The organism is Litchfieldella xinjiangensis (assembly GCF_000759345.1).
GTDB lineage: Bacteria > Pseudomonadota > Gammaproteobacteria > Pseudomonadales > Halomonadaceae > Litchfieldella_A > Litchfieldella_A xinjiangensis.
This window is the reverse complement of sequence record NZ_JPZL01000003.1, coordinates 358,462-380,287: the sequence shown is the minus strand read 5'-3', so window position 1 is coordinate 380,287 and position 21,826 is coordinate 358,462. Positions and strand designations below refer to the sequence as shown.

The 21,826-nt window shown below is 63.9% G+C and carries 20 protein-coding genes; 13 read left to right on the top strand and 7 right to left on the bottom strand.

Annotation, left to right across the window (positions count from 1 at the left end):
* Window positions 1-1,203, bottom strand: coding sequence for a YbfB/YjiJ family MFS transporter (locus tag JH15_RS13990; protein ID WP_043531372.1), 1,203 nt, complete (start codon window positions 1,201-1,203; stop codon window positions 1-3).
* A gap of 142 nt (window positions 1,204-1,345) precedes the next feature.
* Between JH15_RS13990 and JH15_RS13985 the strand changes: the two genes are divergently transcribed.
* The gene (locus tag JH15_RS13985) at window positions 1,346-1,624 is read left to right on the top strand and encodes a hypothetical protein (RefSeq protein WP_043531370.1); all 279 of its coding nucleotides are present in this window, start codon (window positions 1,346-1,348) and stop codon (window positions 1,622-1,624) included.
* Window positions 1,625-1,707: 83 nt separating this feature from the next.
* Here JH15_RS13985 and JH15_RS13980 read toward each other — a convergent pair whose 3' ends face one another.
* The 3 genes from JH15_RS13980 to ubiT form a co-directional block, all read right to left on the bottom strand.
* Complete coding sequence (locus tag JH15_RS13980; RefSeq protein ID WP_043531368.1) at window positions 1,708-2,475, bottom strand: hypothetical protein; 768 nt, start codon at window positions 2,473-2,475, stop codon at window positions 1,708-1,710.
* A gap of 81 nt (window positions 2,476-2,556) precedes the next feature.
* Window positions 2,557-4,668, bottom strand: a complete 2,112-nt coding sequence (locus JH15_RS13975) for an adenosylcobalamin-dependent ribonucleoside-diphosphate reductase (RefSeq protein ID WP_043531366.1) — start codon at window positions 4,666-4,668, stop codon at window positions 2,557-2,559.
* A gap of 36 nt (window positions 4,669-4,704) precedes the next feature.
* On the bottom strand, window positions 4,705-5,193 hold the full coding sequence (gene ubiT / locus JH15_RS13970) for a ubiquinone anaerobic biosynthesis accessory factor UbiT (protein WP_043531364.1): 489 nt from the start codon (window positions 5,191-5,193) through the stop codon (window positions 4,705-4,707).
* Window positions 5,194-5,538: 345 nt separating this feature from the next.
* On the opposite strand from ubiT, the gene JH15_RS13965 reads away from it, so the two are divergent.
* Window positions 5,539-5,901 carry a DUF488 domain-containing protein gene (locus tag JH15_RS13965; protein ID WP_043531362.1) on the top strand — a complete coding sequence of 121 codons (363 nt, stop codon included), beginning with the start codon at window positions 5,539-5,541 and terminating at the stop codon, window positions 5,899-5,901.
* Between the two features lie 37 nt (window positions 5,902-5,938).
* On the opposite strand, the gene hemN is transcribed toward JH15_RS13965, so the two are convergent.
* The gene (gene hemN, locus JH15_RS13960; protein WP_043531360.1) at window positions 5,939-7,324 is read right to left on the bottom strand and encodes an oxygen-independent coproporphyrinogen III oxidase; all 1,386 of its coding nucleotides are present in this window, start codon (window positions 7,322-7,324) and stop codon (window positions 5,939-5,941) included.
* A gap of 254 nt (window positions 7,325-7,578) precedes the next feature.
* On the opposite strand from hemN, the gene JH15_RS13955 reads away from it, so the two are divergent.
* The 7 genes from JH15_RS13955 to JH15_RS13925 are packed head-to-tail and all read left to right on the top strand — an operon-like array spanning window position 7,579 to window position 15,592.
* Complete coding sequence (locus tag JH15_RS13955) at window positions 7,579-7,890, top strand: c-type cytochrome (protein WP_052384127.1); 312 nt, start codon at window positions 7,579-7,581, stop codon at window positions 7,888-7,890.
* A 22-nt stretch (window positions 7,891-7,912) separates the two neighbouring features.
* A complete protein-coding gene (nosR, locus tag JH15_RS13950) occupies window positions 7,913-10,045 on the top strand; it encodes a transcriptional regulator NosR (RefSeq protein ID WP_043531358.1) in 2,133 nt (710 codons plus the stop codon).
* A 3-nt stretch (window positions 10,046-10,048) separates the two neighbouring features.
* The gene (gene nosZ / locus JH15_RS13945) at window positions 10,049-11,935 is read left to right on the top strand and encodes a TAT-dependent nitrous-oxide reductase (RefSeq protein WP_043531357.1); all 1,887 of its coding nucleotides are present in this window, start codon (window positions 10,049-10,051) and stop codon (window positions 11,933-11,935) included.
* A 46-nt stretch (window positions 11,936-11,981) separates the two neighbouring features.
* Window positions 11,982-13,280, top strand: coding sequence for a nitrous oxide reductase family maturation protein NosD (locus tag JH15_RS13940; protein ID WP_081949037.1), 1,299 nt, complete (start codon window positions 11,982-11,984; stop codon window positions 13,278-13,280).
* Complete coding sequence (locus JH15_RS13935; protein ID WP_043531356.1) at window positions 13,277-14,209, top strand: ABC transporter ATP-binding protein; 933 nt, start codon at window positions 13,277-13,279, stop codon at window positions 14,207-14,209. The genes JH15_RS13940 and JH15_RS13935 overlap by 4 nt, the downstream gene beginning before the upstream one ends.
* Window positions 14,206-15,027 (top strand): ABC transporter permease, encoded by an 822-nt coding sequence (locus JH15_RS13930; RefSeq protein WP_043531355.1) that lies wholly within the window; start codon window positions 14,206-14,208, stop codon window positions 15,025-15,027. The genes JH15_RS13935 and JH15_RS13930 overlap by 4 nt, the downstream gene beginning before the upstream one ends.
* Before the next feature lie 16 nt (window positions 15,028-15,043).
* Complete coding sequence (locus JH15_RS13925) at window positions 15,044-15,592, top strand: nitrous oxide reductase accessory protein NosL (RefSeq protein WP_043531354.1); 549 nt, start codon at window positions 15,044-15,046, stop codon at window positions 15,590-15,592.
* A gap of 4 nt (window positions 15,593-15,596) precedes the next feature.
* Here the strand turns inward: JH15_RS13925 and norR are convergent, their stop codons facing one another.
* The gene (gene norR, locus JH15_RS13920) at window positions 15,597-17,141 is read right to left on the bottom strand and encodes a nitric oxide reductase transcriptional regulator NorR (RefSeq protein ID WP_043531353.1); all 1,545 of its coding nucleotides are present in this window, start codon (window positions 17,139-17,141) and stop codon (window positions 15,597-15,599) included.
* A gap of 151 nt (window positions 17,142-17,292) precedes the next feature.
* Between norR and ytfE the strand changes: the two genes are divergently transcribed.
* Window positions 17,293-17,994, top strand: coding sequence for an iron-sulfur cluster repair protein YtfE (ytfE, locus tag JH15_RS13915; RefSeq protein WP_043531352.1), 702 nt, complete (start codon window positions 17,293-17,295; stop codon window positions 17,992-17,994).
* A complete protein-coding gene (locus JH15_RS13910) occupies window positions 17,987-20,278 on the top strand; it encodes a nitric-oxide reductase large subunit (protein WP_043531351.1) in 2,292 nt (763 codons plus the stop codon). The genes ytfE and JH15_RS13910 overlap by 8 nt, the downstream gene beginning before the upstream one ends.
* A gap of 76 nt (window positions 20,279-20,354) precedes the next feature.
* On the opposite strand, the gene JH15_RS13905 is transcribed toward JH15_RS13910, so the two are convergent.
* On the bottom strand, window positions 20,355-20,759 hold the full coding sequence (locus JH15_RS13905; RefSeq protein WP_043531350.1) for a hypothetical protein: 405 nt from the start codon (window positions 20,757-20,759) through the stop codon (window positions 20,355-20,357).
* Window positions 20,760-20,919: 160 nt separating this feature from the next.
* Here JH15_RS13905 and JH15_RS13900 point away from each other — a divergent pair, with 160 nt between their 5' ends.
* Together JH15_RS13900 and JH15_RS13895 are read left to right on the top strand one after the other, a co-directional pair.
* Window positions 20,920-21,318 carry a YbaN family protein gene (locus JH15_RS13900; RefSeq protein ID WP_043531713.1) on the top strand — a complete coding sequence of 133 codons (399 nt, stop codon included), beginning with the start codon at window positions 20,920-20,922 and terminating at the stop codon, window positions 21,316-21,318.
* A 13-nt stretch (window positions 21,319-21,331) separates the two neighbouring features.
* Complete coding sequence (locus JH15_RS13895; protein WP_043531349.1) at window positions 21,332-21,787, top strand: Rrf2 family transcriptional regulator; 456 nt, start codon at window positions 21,332-21,334, stop codon at window positions 21,785-21,787.
* Window positions 21,788-21,826 lie beyond the last annotated feature (39 nt).

Below are 21,826 nucleotides of genomic sequence, written 5' to 3'. Positions count from 1 at the left end.
TCAATCTCCCTGAGACATTGGCGCGGCGGGGCGGTGCTTACCGACCCGCCGGCTCACGAGGACGAGACACCCGCCGGCAGCCAGCAGGGCGGCCCCCAGCGCGTACAGTGGTAGATAGCTCCCCAGCGTGGCATACCAGGCCGACATGCCATAGCCCGACAGCGCCTGGGCGGCGGCGAAACTTGCCGTGGCCCAGCCCCACATCCGCTTGTGGGCCTGGGGGCCCACCAGTTCCGCCAGACGCCCTGAGGTCAGCGCCACGATCCCCGGGATCATCGCCCCCACCAGCAGCGAGGAGAGCGAGCGGCTGACGAGGGCCAGGGAGACCAGCGGCAGGGCCACGGCCAAGGCCTTGAGCATGAACGCCGACGCCAGGGCGCCGTGCCATCCCAGGCGCCTGGCCGTCAGGCCTGCCAGCAACGGCCCAAGTACCGCGCCGATGCCGAACAGTGCCCACTGCAGCGATCCGGTCGCTTGCCCCAGCGCCGCCTCACGGACCAGGTAATCGACCCAGAACACGGTATGCGGAACGAACCCGGCGCCATCCAACGCATAGGCCGCCATGACCAGGCACACCACGGCCATGGGCACATGATGCGTACCGTAGTGCCCGTCGGTTCGGGAGGGGGCTGGGGGCGGTGCGGGAAGTGTCGCCATGCCGCGATCACCGAGCCAGCCGACGAGCAGACCGGCTAGCCCCAGGACCAGCCAGGTTGCCGTCAGACTGAGTGTCATGAACAGGGGGACCAGCGTGGCCGACAAGAGCACCCCCAGGCCTATTCCCATGAAGGCCATCGCACCGACCTGAGTGCGCCGGCTCACGGGAGTCGCGGCAAGCGCCAGGGATGGCCCGACCACGACCAGCACGGCGCCGGCAATGCCTGCGGCGAGTCGCCATACAAAGAACCAGCCGAAGGCCCCGGGCCACGCGCAGAACAGAAAGCTCAGCCCGATGACGACGAAAGCGCACACCAACACACGGCGCGGAGGAAATCGCTCGGACAAGGCATGGCCGCTGAGCGCACCGATGAAATAGCCCAGCAGGTTAGCCGCTCCCAGATAGGCCGCCTGAGAAGCGGTAAACCAGCCCTGCTCGACCAGCGCCGGTAACAATGGCGTGTAAGCGAAACGCGACAGACCGATGCCGGCCAGGGTGGAAGCGATACCCAAGAGCAGGGCAGGCAGATCGAGCCGATTGAACACGCAGGGGAACTCCCAAGCTGATTGCAACAAACGCCATCATAGTCTCCCAGCGATGAATTTGATCGCATGCCCTACGGAGGTCTAGCTTGAAGGCAGCACATGACAGTGCGCGGTTCACCCTTGGGAATGAAAGGAGCGATGAATGGAAATCATCATAGAGAATGCCGGCATGGCCGATGAGGAATTTCACCAGCTGATCAGCGGGGAGACGGGCGATGCCCTGCGCCAGAAGGCCAAGAATTACCTGGGCAGCCAGGACATCAGCGAGAATCAACTGGCCAAACTGAAGGAGAGCAGCGGCCAGGAGTACGAAGAATTGCGTCGCAAGATGGCCGAACATGCCATCGAGGTGGTCAACCTGCCACCACGCGACAGCCAGATTCGTCTGGATATCTCGTTCGATGGCGGCAAGAAGGCGTGAGTTACGGCCCCTGTAAGGGGGCCTGATCAACGCGAAAGGACCTCGGGGCGTTAGACTCACCCCGAGGTTTTTTTATTGCATGCTCAACCGCACTTGGACCAGCCGCACCCGGCGTAGCAGGTCGGACAGCCATCCATCATGATCAGCTCGCCACGGCATTCGGGGCAGTGTCCCACCACTGTGGGGCCGTCGCCCTGGGGGGCGCTTGCGGCCGTCTGAACCTGCGGCTGCACGTCATCCTCGGGTTCGGGCGGCTGCCAGGGGTGGCCATGGGCCAGCCGCTGGGCATAGCGCTTGACCAGCTCTTCCACCGGCACCTGGTTGCCATCGATATCGAGGAACCCGCGACGATAGAGGATCTGCTGGATCGACCAGGCGATGGCGGCGACTTCCGAATCATGGAACATGGGCTTGTTCCAGCGGTTCATGCCGCAACGCACCAGGCCTTTGTCCCAGGCCACCTTGCGCAGGTCGGCCACCGCCTGGGTGACGTAGCCACCCCGCGCGGCCAACGACAGACTGCGCATGGTGGCAGTGATCCACTGGTGCTCGCTGGAGAGCTGGCCTGAGGGAAAGAAGAACTCCACCGGACGCTCGATCACCACGCGCTTGCCACCCAACACGCCTTCCACCGGCATGAACGAGACCAGCAGGTAGACCTTCTTGCGCCCCTCGGCACCGACGTAGGAGATCTTCTCCGATACCGCTTCCAGCGTGCCCTCGGGCCGCGTGGGAATGCGCAGCGTCAGGGGGTTCTCGTCGACCAGCGGCAGTTCGCCCTGGGTCGGGGCCTCCTCGCCCGGCTTCTTGATGCTCAGCGAGACGATCTTGGAGTTGATTTCGACAGCCATCAGCAGGCTCCTGCGGAAAGTTGGGTGTTGACGCTGGGGTGACAGCCGCTCACGACCGTCACGAGCGCAATTGGGCGTGGCTTACCACTTGCCATAGGTGCCCTCCTTGATTGCGTCATACAGGTTCGCTGCAGTGTGCTCCTCGCCCTCGTACATGACTTTCTCGTCGCCCTTGAGCTCCAGCGATTCGCCGTTTTCCAGCTGGAACACATAGGTCGTGCCCTTGAGATCCTCTTCGCGCACCAGCACGCCCTGGAAGGCCTCGGGGTTGAAACGGAAGGTCGTGCAGCCCTTGAGCCGGCTTTCGTAGGCCTTGAGGTAAAGATCCTCGAACTGCTCGAAGGGGAAATCAGTGGGCACGTTGACGGTCTTGGAGATGGCCGAATCCACCCACTGCTGGGCCGCGGCCTGCACGGCCACGTGCTGCTCCGGCGTGACCGCATCGGCAGTAATGAAATAATCGGGCAGATCGCTCTCGACGGCGTCGGCGGCGACGAAGTGGCGATAGGCGGCCAGCTCGAACGACACCACCTCGACCTGGGCCTTGCTCTTCTTGCCCGACTGGATCACGTTGCGGAAGTAGCGGTGCGAAAACGACGGCTCGATGCCGTTGGAAGCATTGTTGCCCAGCGACAGCGAAATGGTGCCGGTCGGCGCAATCGACGAGTGATGGGTGAAGCGCGCGCCGTTCTCGGCCAGCGCCGCCACCAGTTCGGGCTCGATCTCGGCGATCTGCTGCATGTAACGGCTGTAGCGGGCATGCAGGATACGACCGGGCACCTTGTCGCCGATCTCGTAACCGTCCTTGGCCAGCTCCGGGCGTTCGCGCAGCATCTTGGGCGTGATCTCGAACTCCTCGGCGAGAACCGGCGCCATGCCCTTCTCGCGCGACAGCTCCAGCCCCTGCTTCCAGCCCTCGATGGCCATGGTCTTGCTCACCTCGTCGGTGAAGGCCAGCGACTCCGGGGAGCCGTAGGGAATCTTGAGCATGGTCAGTGTCGAGCCCAGTCCCAGGAAGCCCATGCCGTGACGGCGCTTGGACTCGATCTCGCGACGCTGGCCCTCGAGGGGCAGGCCGCTGATCTCGACCACGTTGTCGAGCATGCGGGTGAAAATCGCCACCACCTTGCGATAGCGCTCCCAGTCGAAGCGCGGCGCCTCGCTGAACGGATCGATGACGAACTTGGTCAGGTTGACCGAACCCAGCAGGCAAGCGCCCTCGGGCGGCAACGGTTGCTCGCCGCAGGGGTTGGTGGCGCGGATCTCCTCGCAGAACCAGTTGTTGTTCATGCGGTTGACCTGGTCGATCAGGATGAACCCCGGCTCGGCATAGTCGTAGGTCGAGTGCATGATGGTATGCCACAGCTTGCGCGCCTTGATGGTCTTGACCACCCGGCAGGCGACTCGCCCCTGGTCATCGACGCTATAGCCCTCTTCGATCACCGGCCAGTCGCGGTAGATCAGGTCCTCGGCACGCACGTCCTCTTTCTCGCCACCATGCAGCGGGAAGGCCAGCGGCCAGTCGGCGTCGTTCTTGACCGCTTCCATGAATTCGTCGGTGATCAGCAGCGACAGGTTGAACTGGCGCAGCCGGCCCGCTTCACGCTTGGCTTCGATGAACGCCTCGACATCGGGATGACCCACGTCGAAGGTCCCCATCTGCGCACCACGACGACCGCCCGCCGAGGCTACGGTGAAACACATCTTGTCGAAGATATCCATGAACGCCAGCGGGCCGTTGGTACCGGCACCGGCCCCGAACACGAAGGCCCCCTTGTGGCGCAGCGTGGAGAAATCGTAGCCGATGCCGCAACCGGCCTTGAGGGTCATGCCCGCATCGACCACCCCACCGAGGATGTCGTGCATGGAGTCGTGGATGGCACGCGACACGGTACAGTTGATCAGGCTCACCGCCGGCTTGTAGTCGTCAGCCCCCGCATTGGAGAGGATGCGCCCCGCCGGCACTGCGCCGTGCTCCAGCGCCCAACGGAACTTGGGCAGCCACGCCTTGGCCTGGTCACCCTCGACGGCGGCCAGGGCACGCGCCACCCGGTCGAAGGTGTCCTGGATATCCTTGTCGACGGGCCGCTGATGGCGGTCCTTCAGACGGTACTTGGAATCCCAGATGTCTCGCGAGGGGACCTGCAGCGGGACATCGTTGGAACTCTTGGCGGCCTTGGCAGTCGTGCTCATGTCGGGTCTCCAGAGGAGGCTATAAAGAAGGAAATATCAATCACGGGTACGGCGCGATAGGGTCTCGACGCGCATGAGCCAATCGCCCAGGCGTCCCTGGGCGAGCCCCTCTTCCAGGCCATCGAGCAGGTTCTTGACCAGCAGGCCCAGTTCGGTATCGCCCTCGATCGCCAGGCGCCGCTGGAAAAACAGGCTGTCGGGGTCTTCACGACGGGTGGCCAGGCAGAGGAAGGCCCGCCAGTCGCCGCGAATCGTCGCTTCGCCCGCACCCTCGCAAAGACAAAGGCGCCCCGCCTCGAGGCCCAGCGTGAAGCTCACACCGAGATCGTCGAGGATCAGGGTGAGATGCCGCCCCGTCAGGACATCGAACTCGCCGTCGGCCAGAGGCACGGCGAAGGTGCGATTGAGCACGGGTTCGACCAGGCGGCGCTTGACGGCCAACGGCACACGCGGGTCCAGCATGCGAACCAGGCGCGCCAGCGGCAGGGCCGGCAAGGGAAAAAACGGTACGGGCAATGCGGGCATAGCAACGCTCCTCTCGGGTCTGCGAAGCGCAAATCCTAGCCGCCCAGGGCGACGAACGCCCTGACTCAAGTCAAGGTCTTTTGGCAGGTCCATCGCAGCTATAAACACCACATATAGACCAAACCGGGGGACAGGACACAACATATCGGCGTTGAGGTCAACGGTTGATACGTCAAAATTTAGGCCGATGATGGCTTCGGTGTCAGCGGAATCCGGCTCGGCCGGGGCCTGGCTGCGTTGAAAGCCTCAGTGGCTCGATCGACGGTCGATGGCATCCCGACGAGAGGCAGTAACGTATCTATACTGACCGCCGAAAGTGATCGCCAAAACCCGAGGGAGGAGCAAATGAAAACCCCCAGCGATATCCAATGCAAGCGCGCCTACGATACGCCGGAAAAGAGTGACGGCTATCGCGTGCTGGTGGATGGCATCTGGCCGCGGGGCCGACGCAAGGAAGCCCTGGAGCTCGATGAGTGGCGCAAGGAACTGGCGCCCTCGAAAAAGCTACGCCAGTGGTTCAAGCACGATCCACAGCGCTGGGATACGTTCCGGCAACGCTATCATAAGGAGCTCGATAAGCAGAAGCGCGCCATCGACGACATGCTCAAGGCATGCGACGGACATAAGCTGACGTTGGTATTCGGCGCCAAGGAGACCGAATACAACAATGCCGTGGCGCTGAAGGAGTACTTGGAAAAGCGCACCTAGCGCGCCACTGGCCTCATCTACATACCGTACGCCAGCGTTATACCGTGCGCGAGAAACGCTGCTGGGCCGGGTTGAGATACGCGTCGAAGGCCATCGCCAGGTTGCGCATCATCAGCCGGCCCGCCGGCAGCACGGTCAGCGAGGTATCGTCGAGTTCGATCAGGCCATCGGCTTCGGGCTCGCGCAGCTCGGCGAGCGCCTCGGCAAAGTAGTCCGGGAAGTCGATCCCGTAAGCCCGTTCGATGGCGGCAAAATCGATCCGGCCGTGACACATCAGTTCGTTGATCACATCGCGACGCAGGCGATCGTCGTCGCTTAGTCGATAACCGCGCATCACAGGCAGTCGCCCGCTTTCCAGACGCGCCTGGTACTGGGCGGTCTCCTTGACGTTCTGGCTGTAGGAATCGCCGACCTTGCCGATGGCGGTAATTCCCAGGCCGATCAGGTCGCAGTCGGCATGTGTCGAATAGCCTTGGAAGTTGCGCTGCAGGGTGCCGTTCTCGCGCGCCAGGGTGAGTTCGTCGTCGGGCAGCGCAAAGTGATCCATGCCGATATAGACGTAGCCGGCCTCGGACAGTCGCTGGATGGTCAGTTCCAGCAGTTCGAGCTTGCGCTCGGGAGGCGGCATGTCCTCGGGCCGGATCAAGCGCTGCGACTTGAACAGCTCCGGCAGGTGCGCATAGCTGTAGGCCGCGATGCGATCGGGGCGTAGCGCAATGATCTTGTCCAGCGTGGTGTCGAAGCTCGCCACGGTCTGCAGCGGCAGTCCGTAAATGAGGTCGACACTCACCGACTGGAACCCCGCCTCGCGGGCCGCGGCCACCAGCTCGACCACCTGTTGCTCGCTCTGTACCCGATTGACGGCTTTCTGCACGTCGGGGTCGAAGTCCTGCACGCCGAAGCTCAAGCGATTGAAGCCCAGGGCACGCAGCTCGTGAATCTGGATCGGCGACACCGTGCGCGGATCGACCTCGAGGGAAAACTCACGCGCCTCCGGCGGGGCGAAGTGAAACGCCTCGTCGAGCGCGGCCATCAGCTCGCCGAGCTGAGCGTTGGTCAGGTAGGTCGGCGTCCCCCCACCCAGGTGCAGCTGGGTCATGCGCCGTGAATTGTCGAACAGCGCCCCCTGCACGGCGATCTCGTGCTTCAGCCAATCCAGGTATTCCGCGGCCCGATCGGTGTTGTGGGTGATGATCTTGTTGCACGCGCAGTAGTAGCAAAGGCTCTTGCAGAACGGAATGTGCACGTAGGCCGACAGCGGCTTGGGCGTGGCGACCCGGTTGCTGCGCTCGGCGGCGGCGCGGTAGTCATCCTCGGCAAACGCCGAATGGAACTGCGGCGCGGTGGGATAGGACGTGTAGCGCGGCCCCGGGCGGTCGTACTTCTCGACCAGCGGGCGATTGAACTGCAGAGCGTCTGACATGGCGTGAAACAACCTCTAGAAAGTCGCGGCGTAACCCGGAAAGCCACCGCATGCCGGGGAGTATGACATACCCGCCAGTGCCGGTCGGGTCCCCCTAAGGGGTAGTCGTGGAAGCTTAAGGGGTACCTCCGATGACACTTTGATCGGGGTCAAGTTTCGACGTAAGTTTGGCTGGCATCATGAACGCATGCCTGGCCGGAGGTTCCCGAGCCGGGCAAATTATAGGCCGATAAGATGCATACTGGAGACATTTTATGAGAACCCTGACTGTCAGCGTCCTGCTCGGCGCCGCCGCGCTCGCTTTCACCGCCACGGCGCAGGCGGACGCCGACGGCGAAGCCGTCTACAACCAGGCCTGCATGGCCTGTCACATGACCGGTGCCGCTGGCGCCCCCATCCGTGGCAATGCAGAACAGTGGGCGCCTCGCCTGGAGAAAGGCATCGAGACGCTCTACGACCATGCCATCAACGGGTTTAACGCCATGCCTCCCAAGGGCGGCCAGATGGGGCTCAGCGAGGAGCAGGTGACGGCGGCCGTCGACTACCTGGTCGAACCGACTCAGTAACCCCTCTGTCTTGGAGATCGGGATGTCCCTGCGGCGCGTTAGCCTCACCCTTTTACTCTGGCTCCTGGCATGGCTCGTGGTGCTTCCCGTCCAGGCCATTGAACTGGCCCAGGTGCAGGAGGGCTTTCCCACCGCCAACCGTCTCTCCACCGCCGATACTCCGCTCCCTGTGAGCGCGGTGTATGCCGGCGACACGCTGCTGGGGCATGTCTACGAGAGTGTCGATATCGCCCCGGTACCGGCTTATTCCGGCAAGCCGATCAACCTGCTGGTGGGTATCGACACTGACACGCGCATCGTCCTCGCCCGGGTGCTCGACCATGCCGAGCCCATCATGCTGGTGGGGATTCCCGAGCAGCGGCTTCAGGACTTCGCCTCGGCCCATGTCGGCCATGGCGTGACCACGCGATTGAAGATCGGCGACAACCTCGATGCCATCTCCGGCGCTACGGTCACGGTGATCGTGGCCAACGACACGATCCTGCGTTCGGCCCGCCAGGTAGCGGCCAGCCTGGGCATGATTGCCGATCCCTCGGCACTGCCACCGGCCCGCGTGCGCTATGACACCTTCGAGGCCGCGGATTGGCAGACACTGACCGGTGACGGCAGCATCCGCCGGCTGCACCTGACCCATGGCGAGGTCGACGCCGCCTTCGTCGGCACCCCGGCTGAAGGCACACAGAGCGGCAAGCCGGCCGACAGCACATTCATCGATCTCTACTACACCTACCTGAACGCGCCCAGCGTGGGGCGTAACCTGCTCGGCGACCGGGGTTACGACTCGCTGATGGCGTCGCTCGAGGAAGGCGAACACGCCATCGCCCTGCTGGCGATTGGCGACTACTCCTTCAAGGGCTCGGGGTATGTGCGCGGCGGTATCTTCGACCGCATCGAGGTGATCCAGGACGGTCGTACCGTCAGTTTCCACGATCTCGACCATGAACGCCTGGGACGGCTCGACCTGGCGGGCATGCCCGAACTGGCCGAGCGTGACATGTTCATCATCCGCGAGTCGGCCGGTTTCGACCCCGGTCGCCCCTGGCAGCTCGAACTGCTGGTACGCCGTGCCTCCGGCCCACTGGCGTCCGAATTCACCCGCTTCAGTGCCGACTATTCGATTCCCGAGGCCTATGTCGAGCGGCCCGAGCCGGTGGTCGAGGAGCCGATCTGGGTCCAGGTATGGCGCGACAAGACCTTCCAGATCGCCGTGCTCGGCGCAGGCCTGACCCTGCTGACCGCGATCATGCTGTTCCAGGACGTGCTGACCCGGCGCCCGCAAATCCTCGGGCCCCTGCGCCTGGCCTTCAAGGTCTACACCCTGGTCTTCATCGGCTGGTATGCCCTGGCCCAGCTGTCGGTGGTCAACATCCTGACCTTCACTAATTCGTTGATTACCGACTTCAGCTGGGCGTCGTTCCTGATCGATCCGATGATGTTCATCCTGTGGTCGTTCGTGGCGGTGAGCCTGCTGTTGTGGGGCCGCGGGGTGTACTGCGGTTGGCTGTGCCCCTTCGGGGCGCTGCAGGACCTGGTCAACCAGGCGGCACGCAAGCTCGGCGTCAAGCAGATCGAGGTGCCTTTCGGGTTGCATGAGCGCCTATGGGCGATCAAGTACATCATCCTGCTGGCGCTATTCGCCGTGTCCCTGCACTCCCTGGGCACCGCCGAGCGCTACGCCGAGGTCGAGCCGTTCAAGACCGCCATTACCCTGCGCTTCCAGCGCGACTGGGCCTTCGTCCTGTATGCCCTGGCGCTGGTTGCGGTATCCGCCTTCAATCACAAGTTCTACTGCCGCTACGTGTGTCCGCTGGGCGCCGGGCTGGCGATCCCCTCGCGCCTGCGCCTGTTCGATTGGCTCAAGCGCCACCGCGGTAGCTGCGGCACTCCGTGCCAGATCTGCGCCAACGAATGCGAAGTGGCCGCCATACATCCCGACGGCCGCATCAATGCCAACGAGTGCCACTACTGTCTCGACTGCCAGGTGACCTACCACGACGACCAGCGTTGCCCGCCCATGGTCAAGCGTCGCAAGCGCTTCGAAAAGGCGGCCAGAGTGTCTTCGCGTGCAGGGCGTGTCGAGACCTATCCCGGGACGGCGACTGACGACGGCAAACAGGCCGGACTGCAGCGTATCCCCATCGTCAATGAGGAATGAAGCATGAGCGACCATCAAGACACCCTCCAGAATCTCGGCCGTCGCCTTTTCCTGCGCAATACCGCCATGACCAGCGCCGCCGGGGTTGCCGGTGCCAGCCTGATCGGCGGGCTGGGCGGCGCCAGCCTGTTGAGCAGCCGTCACGCTGAAGCCGCTTCCGCCAACGGTGTCAACATCGCCCCGGGCGAGCTCGACGAGTACTACGGTTTCTGGAGTGGCGGTCACTCCGGAGAGGTGCGCGTGCTGGGGGTGCCTTCGATGCGCGAGCTGATGCGTATCCCGGTATTCAATACCGACAGCGCCACCGGCTGGGGGATCACCAACGAATCGCGCCGCATCCTCGGCGACTCCGCACGTTTCCTCAATGGCGATTCCCACCACCCGCACATCTCGATGACCGATGGCCGCTACGACGGCAAGTATCTGTTCATCAACGACAAGGCCAATACCCGTGTGGCGCGCATTCGCCTGGACGTGATGAAGACCGATCGCATCACCACCATTCCCAACGTCCAGGCCATCCACGGCCTGCGCCTGCAGAAGGTCCCGCATACAAAGTACGTGTTCTGTAACGGTGAATTGCCGATTCCTCAGGTCAACGACGGCCGCGACCTCGACAGCCCCGAGGACTACTGGACCATGTTCAACGCGGTCGATGCCGAGAGCATGGACGTGGCCTGGCAGGTGATCGTCGACGGCAACCTCGACAACACCGACGCCGACTACACCGGCCGCTTCGTGGGGGCGACCTGCTACAACTCGGAAAAGGGCATGACCCTGGCCGAGACCATGCGCAACGAGCGCGACTGGGTGGTGGTCTTCGATGTCGAGGCCATCGAGGCTGCAGTGAGCGCGGGCGATTACAAGACGCTGGGCGACAGCAGCGTGCCGGTCCTCGACGGTCGCAAGGGCTCGGCCTTCACTCGCTACATTCCGGTGCCCAAGAACCCGCACGGCCTCAATACCACGCCGGACGGCAAGTACTTCATCGCCAACGGCAAGCTTTCGCCGACGGTGACCATCATCGCCATCGACAAGCTGCCCGATCTGTTCAACGACAATATCGAGCCACGCGACACCGTGGTCGGCGAACCGGAACTGGGCCTGGGGCCGTTGCATACGACGTTCGACGGACGTGGCAACGGCTATACCACGCTGTTCATCGACAGCCAGGTCGCCAAGTGGAACATCGAGGACGCGATTCGCCACTATAACGGCGAGGACGTCACCTATCTGCGCCAGAAGCTCGACGTGCATTACCAGCCCGGCCACAACCATGCCAGCCTCACCGAGTCGCGCGACGCCGATGGCAAATGGCTGGTGGTGCTCAGCAAGTTCTCCAAGGACCGCTTCCTGCCGGTGGGGCCGCTACGTCCCGAGAATGACCAGTTGATCGATATCTCCGGCGAGGAAATGAAGCTCATCCACGACGGCCCCACTTATGCCGAACCGCACGATTGCATCCTGGTGCGTGCCGACCAGATCAATCCGCTCAAGGTGTGGCAGCGTGACGATCCGTTCTTCGCCGACACGGTCGCCATGGCCAAGGCCGACGGCGTCAATCTCGAGCAGGAAAGCAAGGTGATTCGTGACGGCAACAAGGTTCGCGTCTACATGACCTCGATCGCGCCGACCTTCGGCCTGACCGAGTTCCGGGTCAAGCAGGGCGATGAGGTCACGGTGGTGGTCACCAACCTGGACCGGGTCGAGGATCTCACCCATGGCTTCTGCGTGGTCAATCATGGGGTACAAATGGAGATCGGGCCGCAGCAGACGGCCAGCGTCACCTTCACTGCGGACCGCGCAGGCGTGCACTGGTACTACTGCAACTGGTTCTGCCACGCCATGCACATGGAAATGACCGGCCGCATGCTGGTCGAACCGGCCTGACGGCCATTGGCGGGCCGGCAACGTCGGCCCGCATCTGGAGAGTGCCATGTCACGCCCCCTAACGCTCGGTATCAGGCTCATCGTCATGCTCTGGCTGATGAGTATGGCGGGGGTCCTGCACGCGGCCCAATGGACCGCGACCCCAGGGGAACCGCTACAGCCACTGATCGCACGCGCCAGTGACGGCGACCGCCTGGTACTACCTGCAGGGCGTTACCCCGGGCAGGTCACGATCGACCGCCGCCTGCACGTGCAGGGCGAGCCGGGGGCCATCCTCGATGCCGGTGGGCAAGGCCATGCCGTGCTGGTCAGCGCATCAGACTGCGTGCTGGAGGGGCTTCGCATCGAGCATTGGGGACACGACTTGACCGCGCTCGATGCCGCCATCTTCGTCAAGCGCGAGGCCCATGGCTGCGAGATTCGCGACAATCACCTGCAGGGACCGGGCTTCGGCGTGTGGCTCGACGGCACCCGCGATGTCCGGGTCATCGGCAACCGCATCCGCGGCGACCGGGAACGCCGCTCCCAAGACCGAGGCAACGGCATTCACCTGTTCAACGTCAGCCACTCCGTCATCGAAGCCAACGACGTCGCGCAGACCCGCGACGGGATCTATCTCGACAGCAGCCGCCACAACGTGCTGCGCGACAATCATCTGCATGACCTGAGATACGGCGTGCACTACATGTATTCATTCGATAATCGCCTGGAAGACAACGTCACGCGCGGGACCCGGACCGGGTACGCCCTGATGCAATCCAAGCGGCTCGAGGTCGTCGGCAACCACTCCATCTACGACGACAACTACGGCATCCTGATGAACAATATCACCGACTCGCGGCTTGAAGGCAATCGCATCGTCGGCGTCACCCAACCCCTCGGCGCCGATGGCGAAGGGCGCATCAGCGGTGGCGATGGCAAAGCCATCTTCGTCTACAACTCGCAGTTCAACCGCTTCGAGGACAATCGCTTCGAGGCCAGTGACATCGGCATCCATCTCACCGCCGGCTCGGAAGACAATGTCATGGCAGGCAATGCCTTCATCGCCAACCGCCAGCAGGTGATGTATGTCGCTACTCGCGAGCAGGACTGGTCGGGCAATTACTGGAGCGACTACCTGGGTTGGGACCTGTCCGACGACGGCATCGGTGACACCCCGCATGAGCCCAACGACGCCATGGATCGCCTGCTGTGGCGCTATCCCGTCGCGCGGCTGCTGATGGACAGCCCGGCGGTGCTGGCGCTGCGCTGGGTCCAGCGCGAATTTCCCGTGTTTCGTCCTCCGGGGGTGAAAGATAGTGCCCCGCTGATGCATGACCCCGCCGTGGAGGGACTTGCCCCATGACCGCTGTGATTACCTTCAATCGCGTGACCAAGCGTCACGGCCCGCTGGTCCGGCTCGATGGCCTGGACCTCGAGGTTCGCGAAGGCGAAGTGATGGCCCTGCTGGGCCACAATGGCGCCGGCAAGACCACCACCATGAAACTGATCCTCGGCCTGATCGCCCCCAGCGAGGGGCAGGTGAGCGTGCTGGGTGGCGCCCCGGCCGGGCCGCATGCCGAGCGACTGCGACGGCAACTCGGCTACCTTCCGGAAAACGTGAGTTTCTACGAACAGCTCAGTGGTCGTGAGGTGTTGCGCTATTTTGCCCGCTTGAAGCGCACAGACCGATCCCAGGCCGATGAGCTACTTGAACGTGTGGGCCTCAGCGATGCCGCACAACGCCGCGTGAAGACCTACTCGAAGGGCATGCGCCAGCGCCTCGGCCTGGCCCAGGCACTGCTGGGGGATCCTCGCCTGCTGCTGCTCGATGAACCCACCACCGGCCTCGACCCGGCCGCCACCCGGGATTTCTACGACGCGGTACGTACCCTGCGCGACAACGGCTGCACCGTGCTGCTGTCGTCGCATGTGCTGCCGGGGATCGAACCCTACATCGACCGCGCCCTGATCCTGGGGGGCGGCAAGCGGTTGGCCCTCGGCAGTCTCAATGAGCTTCGCGAGGACGCGGGACTGCCGATGACCGTGCGGGCCCAGGGACACTGGACGGGCATCGACTGGACGCAGGGCTGGGGGGAGGCGCGGGTGGAACCGCGTCACCTCAATGGCAAGCAGCTGGAAATCGGCGTCCCCGCCGAGGACAAGATGATCGTCCTGCGTCGCCTGGCCGATACCCCCGGCGTCGAGGATATCGAGCTGCTGCCGCCCACCCTGGAACACCTCTATACACACTTCTCCGGCCGCATCTCCGAGACCTCACGAGGCACACCATGAACGCCATTGCCATTGTCACTCGCAAGGAGTTTCAGGATGGCCTGCGCAATCGCTGGGTGCTGGCGATTGCCGTCATCCTTGCCATTCTGGCGGTGGGAATCGCCTACTTCGGTGCTGCCGCCAGCGGTGGCCTGGGCTTCACGTCGCTGGCCACGACCCTGGTCAGCCTATCGACCCTGGCGGTGTTCCTGATTCCCCTGATCGCCCTGCTGCTGGCCTATGACGCCGTGGTGGGCGAGCAGGAAGCCGGCACCCTGTTATTGCTGCTCACCTATCCATTGAGCCGTTCGGCCCTGTTGCTCGGCAAGTTCCTCGGACACGGACTGATCCTGGCGGTTGCCACCGTGGCCGGCTTCGGCATTGCGGGTATCGCCATCGCCCTGGGGGGTGGCGGGGATCTGGCCGAGTTGTCGCTGGCCATGGCTCGGCTGATCGGCAGCAGCATCCTGCTGGGCTGGGTATTCCTGGCCTTCGCCTACCTCATCAGCGTTTCCGTCAACGAGAAGGCCCGTGCCGCCGGGCTGGCGCTGGGGGTCTGGTTCCTGTTCGTGCTGGTCTTCGACCTGGCCCTGTTGGCCTTGCTGGTCGGCATGAAGCAAGGCGGCGACTGGTTACCCTACCTCTTGCTGCTCAACCCCGCCGACTGCTTCCGCCTGATTATCCTGGCCGGCTTCGAAGCGACCCAGATCACCAGCGGGATTACCGCCATCGCCAGTGACGGCGCCTTCCACCCCAGTTGGCCGGTGCTGATCCTGGTGGGCTGGGTCGTGCTCCCGCTGGGGCTGGCAATCCAGCGTTTTCGTCACCATTCCGCCTGACCCTAGCGAGGCTGCCATGACCCATCGCTTACTTCCCGCACTACTCGTCTCGCTGTCCCTGCTGGGGGGATGCAGCGGGGCGTCGGAGCCCGCCGCACTGGCCGCCGCCGAGCCCATCGCAGACGGCGAGGTCTGTCATGTCTGCGGCATGGTGATCGAGGCGTTCCCCGGCCCCAAGGGGCAGGTCTTCCTTGAGCGCCAGGGCACGCCGAGAAAGTTCTGCTCGACGCTGGACATGTTCGTCTTCCTGCGCCAGCCCGAGAACGAGACTCAACTGAGCCACGCCTATGTTCACGATGTCGGCAAGACCACCTGGGCGTCACCGGACGACGAGGCGTTCATCCTCGCCAGTGAGGCCTGGTATGTGGTCGGCCACGATCGTCGCGGGGGCATGGGCCATACCCTGGCCTCGTTCGGCGAGCACGAACAGGCCGAGGCATTTCGCGACAGCCACGGCGGCAACGTACTGGCGTACGAGGAGATCGATCTTGCCCTGCTGGGCGAGCTGGGCCGCGCCGACCCGCCTTCCGGTACCGCGCATGGCCACGGCCATGCGCAGCAGTGACGGGCTACTTGAGCCCCAGGCGCCGGGCAAGCTTGTGAAGATTGCTCGGGTCGAGCGCCAGCAGGCGCGCCGCCGCCGCCCACTTGCCGTCGGCATGGGCCAGGGCCCGTTCGATGGCCTGGCGCTGCACGCGCTCGACACTATCGTGCAAGGGCTCCAGCACGGGCTCGGAGGCGCCCGTAACTACCGTTGACGGCGCCTGCGGCTCGCCCGTGTCGGTAGATGACAGGCTATCCCGCGAAAGATCCAGCAAGGCCGCCTCGAGCGTGATGATGTCGCCACGATCCGCCCCGCGCCCCAGGGCCTTGATCGCCGCCCGGCTGATTACGTGTTCCAGTTCGCGGACGTTTCCCGGCCACGGATAGGCGCATAGCGCCTGCTCGGCATCCGCCGATAGACGCAGGCTGCGCACCCCGAGCCGGGCGCGGTTGAGCTCGAGGAAGTGGCCCGCCAGCACCAGCACATCGGCATCGCGATCGCGCAGCGGCGGAATGCGCACCGGGTAGACCGAGAGGCGATGGTACAGGTCGGCGCGAAACGAGCCTTCACGCACACTGTCACGCAGGCGGCGGTTGGTGGCGGCGATGATACGCACGTCGACCCGGCGCGGCGTGTCCTCGCCCAGGCGCTGCACCTCGCCGTTCTGCAATGCGCGCAGCAGCTTGGCCTGTATCGACAGCGGTAGCTCGCCCACCTCATCCAGGAACAGCGTGCCGCCATCGGCGGCCTCGAAGCGCCCGGGCCGTGCCGATTCCGCTCCCGAGAATGCCCCCTTCACATGACCAAACAGCTCGCTTTCGGCCAGCGACTCCGGCAGCGCCGCGCAATTGACATGAATCATGGGCTTGTCGCGGCGGGGCGAGCGCTGCTGGAGATGCCGTGCAAACAGCTCCTTGCCGACGCCCGTCTCGCCGCTGAGCAGGATCGGCAGGTCGGAATCGGCGACGACATCCAACTCCTCGAGCAAGCGCTTGAGCGATGCGCTCTGGCCAAGGATCTCGCCCTCCTCCCGCGGCCGGGCCGGAGTGGCCGCATCCTGGCGCACGACCCTCAGCCCGCGTATCTCCTGCTCGAGACGCGTCATGCGCACCGCCGCCTCTGCCAACAGGGTGAAGCGCTGCAGGTCATCGCGTGACTGCTGGTCGAAGACACCGGGGGTCAGTGCGTCGAGCGTGAGCACCCCCCACGTATCCCCCTGCACGTGCAGGCTGATGCCCATGCAGTCATGGACGTGCAGGGATTCGCCGACGTGATGCTCGACCAGCCCGTCATAGGGATCGGGCAGGGGCGAATCGGGAGGAAAGGCCACCGTTTCGCGGCTGGCCAGGATCGCCGCCAAGCGAGGGTGCTGGGCCACCACGAAGCGACGCCCCATCGCCTCACGAGACAGGCCTACCATGGCTTCGGGAACCAGGACGTCCTCACGCAGGCGTAATAGCCCGACGGCGCCGCACTGAAAATATTCGCGAAGCGTCTGAACCAGACGCTGCAGGCGCACGGCGCTGGGCAGGTCGGCGGTGAGGTCGGCAAGCAAGGTGTCGTAAAGCATGGTCAAATCTACCCTATCGCGGTTGCGTTTACCCTAACTCGCACGGGTACTATTTACCACCCTTCCTTAACTAATCCATAAAAACAATGGCTTAAAAAGTTGGCACGGTAGTTGCTCTATATAAAGCGACCCGCTTGATCAGGAGCACACCATGACCCTACTCGACCACCCCGTGGGACGCCTCGCCCGGGATCTTCCCGGCGCCACGCGCCTGTTCCATGCCCACGGTATCGATTTTTGCTGCGGGGGCCGCGCAACCCTGCGTGAATCCCTCGCCCAACGTGCCATCGCCGAAGATGACCCCGTCGCCGCTCAACTGCTCGAGGCGCTGGCCACCCTGCCCGCCCAGACCGCAGATAACCGCGACTGGCGCCTGGCCAGCCCCAGCGAGCTGATCGACCACATTCTGACCCGATACCACCAGGTGCATCGCCAGCAGCTTCCCGAGCTTACCCGCCTGGCCCGGCGCGTCGAGCTCGTGCATGGCGAGCGCCCGACCTGCCCGCACGGCCTGGCCGACCACCTGGAGACCATGCGCCAGGAACTCGAAAGCCACATGCAGAAGGAGGAGCAGGTGCTCTTCCCCATGCTGCGTCGAGGCCTGTTCGGGCCCGCCCAAGGGCCTATAGCTGTCATGCGTCATGAGCACGACGACCACGGCGACGCCCTGGAGGCGCTCATGACACTCACCAACGACATGACCCCGCCCAAGGGTGCCTGCAATACCTGGCGCGCCCTGTTTGCGGGACTTCGTGAACTGCGTGAAGACCTGATGGAGCACATCCATCTGGAGAACAACGTGCTATTTGGAATCAGTGCGGCGCCGGACGCCGTGGAGGTGCAACATGGGTGAATATCGTCGTCTCTGGTGGACGCTAATTGCTGTCATGGCCATTGCGTTCGGCGTGCTGGGCTACTTCGGCACGGAAGTCTATCGTCAGGCACCCCCGATCCCCGCACAGGTGGTGACCGAGCAGGGTGAGGTGTTGAGCGGCAAGGAGCGGATTCTCGACGGCCAGACCGCCTGGCAATCGGTGGGTGGCATGCAGCTCGGCTCGATCTGGGGCCATGGCGCCTACCAGGCACCTGATTGGACCGCCGACTGGCTGCATCGCGAGCTGGTCAACTGGCTGGAAATCGCTGCCGAAGAGGAGTTCGGTCAGCACTGGCTCGATCTCGATGACGAGCAACGCAATCTGCTCGAGTATCGTTTGAAGCACGAGTACCGTACCAATGGCTACGATGCCGACACTGACCGTCTGTTGATCTCCGAGCGTCGCGCCCAGGCCATCGCCGCCACCGCCGACTACTACGATCGCCTGTTCGGCGGCTCGCCCGAGCTGCAGCCGACCCGCGAAAGCTATGCCATGAAAGAGGACACGCTGCCCAACGCAGAACGCCGCGCGCAGCTGACCGAGTTCTTCTTCTGGACTGCCTGGGCCGCGGCTACCGAGCGCCCCGATAGCCATGCGACCTATACCAACAACTGGCCGCACGAGCCGCTGATCGACAACACGCCGACTGCCGAGAACATCATCTGGTCGATCGTCAGCGTGGTATTGCTGATCGGCGGCGTGGGTCTGCTGGTCTGGGCCTGGGCCTTCCTGCGCAAGGAAGAGGAAGAGACCGAAGCGCCTTTGCAGGATCCGCTGAGCCGTCTGCCAATGACTGCCTCACAGAAGGCGCTGGGCAAGTATCTGCTGCTGGTCGTCGGCCTGTTCACCTTCCAGGTCTTCCTGGGCGGCGCAACAGCCCATTACACAGTCGAAGGCCAAACGTTCTACGGTATCGAGCTGTCCCGCTGGTTCCCCTACTCATTGCTGCGCACCTGGCACATCCAGAGCGCGCTGTTCTGGATCGCTACCGGCTTCCTCGCTGCCGGCCTGTTCCTGGCACCGATCATCAACGGGGGCAAGGACCCCAAGTATCAGAAACTGGGTGTGGATATCCTGTTCTGGGCGCTGGTCGCCGTGGTGGTTGGCTCCTTCGCCGGTAACTACCTGGCCATCAACCAGATCATGCCCGCTCACCTGAACTTCTGGCTGGGCCATCAGGGTTATGAATACGTCGACCTGGGCCGTCTGTGGCAGATCGGCAAGTTTCTGGGCATCGTGTTCTGGCTGGCGCTGATGCTGCGCGGTATCGTGCCTGCCCTGTTCAAGCCCGGTGACAAGAACCTGCTGGCCCTGTTCACCGCCTCGGTGGTCTGCATCGGCCTGTTCTACGGTGCCGGCTTCTTCTACGGCGAGCGCACTCACCTGTCCGTCATGGAGTACTGGCGGTGGTGGATCGTTCACCTGTGGGTCGAAGGGTTCTTCGAAGTCTTCGCCACCACTGCCTTGGCCTTCATCTTCTACAACATGGGTCTGGTCTCTCGCACCGTGGCCACCAGCGCCAGCCTGGCGTCCGCCTCGCTGTTCATGCTCGGCGGCATTCCCGGTACCTTCCACCACCTCTATTTCTCAGGCACCACTACCCCGGTCATGGCCGTCGGTGCCACCTTCAGCGCCCTGGAAGTGGTGCCGCTGGTCGTGCTTGGCTACGAAGCCTGGGAGAACTGGAGCCTCAAGAAGCGTGCGCCGTGGATGGAAAACCTCAAGTGGCCGCTGATCTTCTTCGTCGGCGTGGCCTTCTGGAACATGCTCGGCGCCGGGGTGCTCGGCTTCATGATCAACCCGCCGATCGCGCTGTACTACATCCAGGGTCTCAACACCACGCCGACCCACGCCCATGCGGCACTGTTCGGGGTCTATGGCTTCCTGGCACTGGGCTTCGTGCTGATGGTCCTGCGCTACCTCAAGCCCGACCTGGTGTTCAATGAGCGTCTGATGAAAGTCGGCTTCTGGTGGCTCAATGCCGGCCTGGTACTGATGCTGTTCACCAGCCTGCTGCCGATCGGCGTGATCCAGTTCGTGGCCAGCGCCAGCGAAGGGCTGTGGTACGCCCGCAGCGAGGGCTTCATGCAGCAAGGGTTGCTCGTGAACCTGCGCTGGTTCCGCACCGTGGGTGACGTGGTCTTCATCATAGGCGCCCTGGCGGTTACCTGGCAGGTGGTCTCCGCTCTGCTGCTGCCGGGCCGCGCTGTGCTGCCGGTCATGGATCAGGAGGGCAAACAGGAGGGCGAAATTTCCGCCTGATCACTTGATTGGCACTGTACGGAACAACGGCCCCTGGCGATTACCAGGGGCCGTTGTCGTTCCTGCCTCGGTCGCGTCAGTGAAAGGACACGGCCTCACCCTGGCGATCAAACGCCAGGAATTGCTCGATCGAGCCCATCTGCAATGACTCGACCATGCGCTGCAACGGCCGCTCGGCCTCTTCGCTACTGGGCGGCTGCTTGCCGTCGCCGGCCAGGGCAGCCACGAAGACGATATCCCAGTCGATGCCGGTATTTCGGGATTCCTCGACCAGGGCCTGCATGTCACTCAACTCATCGGGGCGCTTGTCGACACACAGCACGGGCGTTAGCACACCCCCTTCGCCGCGCTCGAAACGAGCCTGCTGCTCGGGGTCGGGATGATCGGGCAGCTCGGCCCGGGTGAAAACGAACAGCAAGCGCTGCGGCTCGGGTTGGCGATGTGCTTCGTCCAGCAGGTCGGTGTAGGTGGCAATGGCCATGGCGTCTCCTCGTGGCGGATCGATTTCCGGTCAGCGTGGCATAGGTCAAGGCATAGAGCGAAACCCGTCGCCGACACCCTATCAAGCTTGAGCGTCCCGCTGGCCAGGCCTAGAATATACATTAACCATGCATCTTATGATGCGACCCGAGGGGCTTCCCATGCCACCATCACGTTCCCTCTCATCGCGCCTTTATCATGTGCTGGCTGTCGGCTGTATCGGTCTGGGAGCGGCCGGCGTCGTCCTGCCGGGGCTGCCCACCACCCCCTTCCTGCTGCTGGCTGCATGGGCCGCGCCCAAGGGCTCGCCGCGCCTGGCCCGCTGGTTGTGGCAGCATCCGCGCTTCGGGCCGCTGCTCAACGCCTGGCAACAGGAACGTGCCGTACCCCGGCGGGCGCGGTGGCTGGCGGTGGTCTTGCTGGCGACCAGCTGGGCCATGCTATGGCTGGCCGGCTCTCCCTGGCAGGTATTGATGATTACCGCGATGCTGTTCCTGGTCGTCGGCGGCTTCGTCGCCACCCGCCCTGACCCCGGCCGCCCTCCCCTTACCGACGGCTAGCGGAGCCCGTTTCATGCATATTACGCGCTACACCGACTACTCACTCCGCGTCCTGATCTTCGTGGCCCTCAAGGGCGAAGAACGTTCGACGATCCATGAAATCGCCGAACGCTTCGATATCTCGCGCAACCACTTGATGAAAGTTGTGCATCAGCTCAGCCAGAAGGGCTATCTGACGGCTATCCGCGGCAAGAACGGGGGCCTGCTGCTGAGCCGTCCAGCGCGCGAGATCGGCCTGGGCAGGCTGGTGCGCGATACTGAGCGCGACCTGGCCCTGGTCGAGTGCTTCAGCGATCACAATCGCTGCATCATCACGCCCGCCTGCCGCTTGATGTCGATTCTCGACGAGGCGCTCGAAGCCTTCTTTCAGGTACTGGATCGCTACACGCTCGAGGATATTCTCGGCCCCCGCGCCCCCGAGTTGATCCGGCTGCTGCAATTGCCTCAGGATGCAGTGGCTGCCTCCTGAGACAGCGAGAACGTGCCTGGAGACAAGGAAGCTAACCCA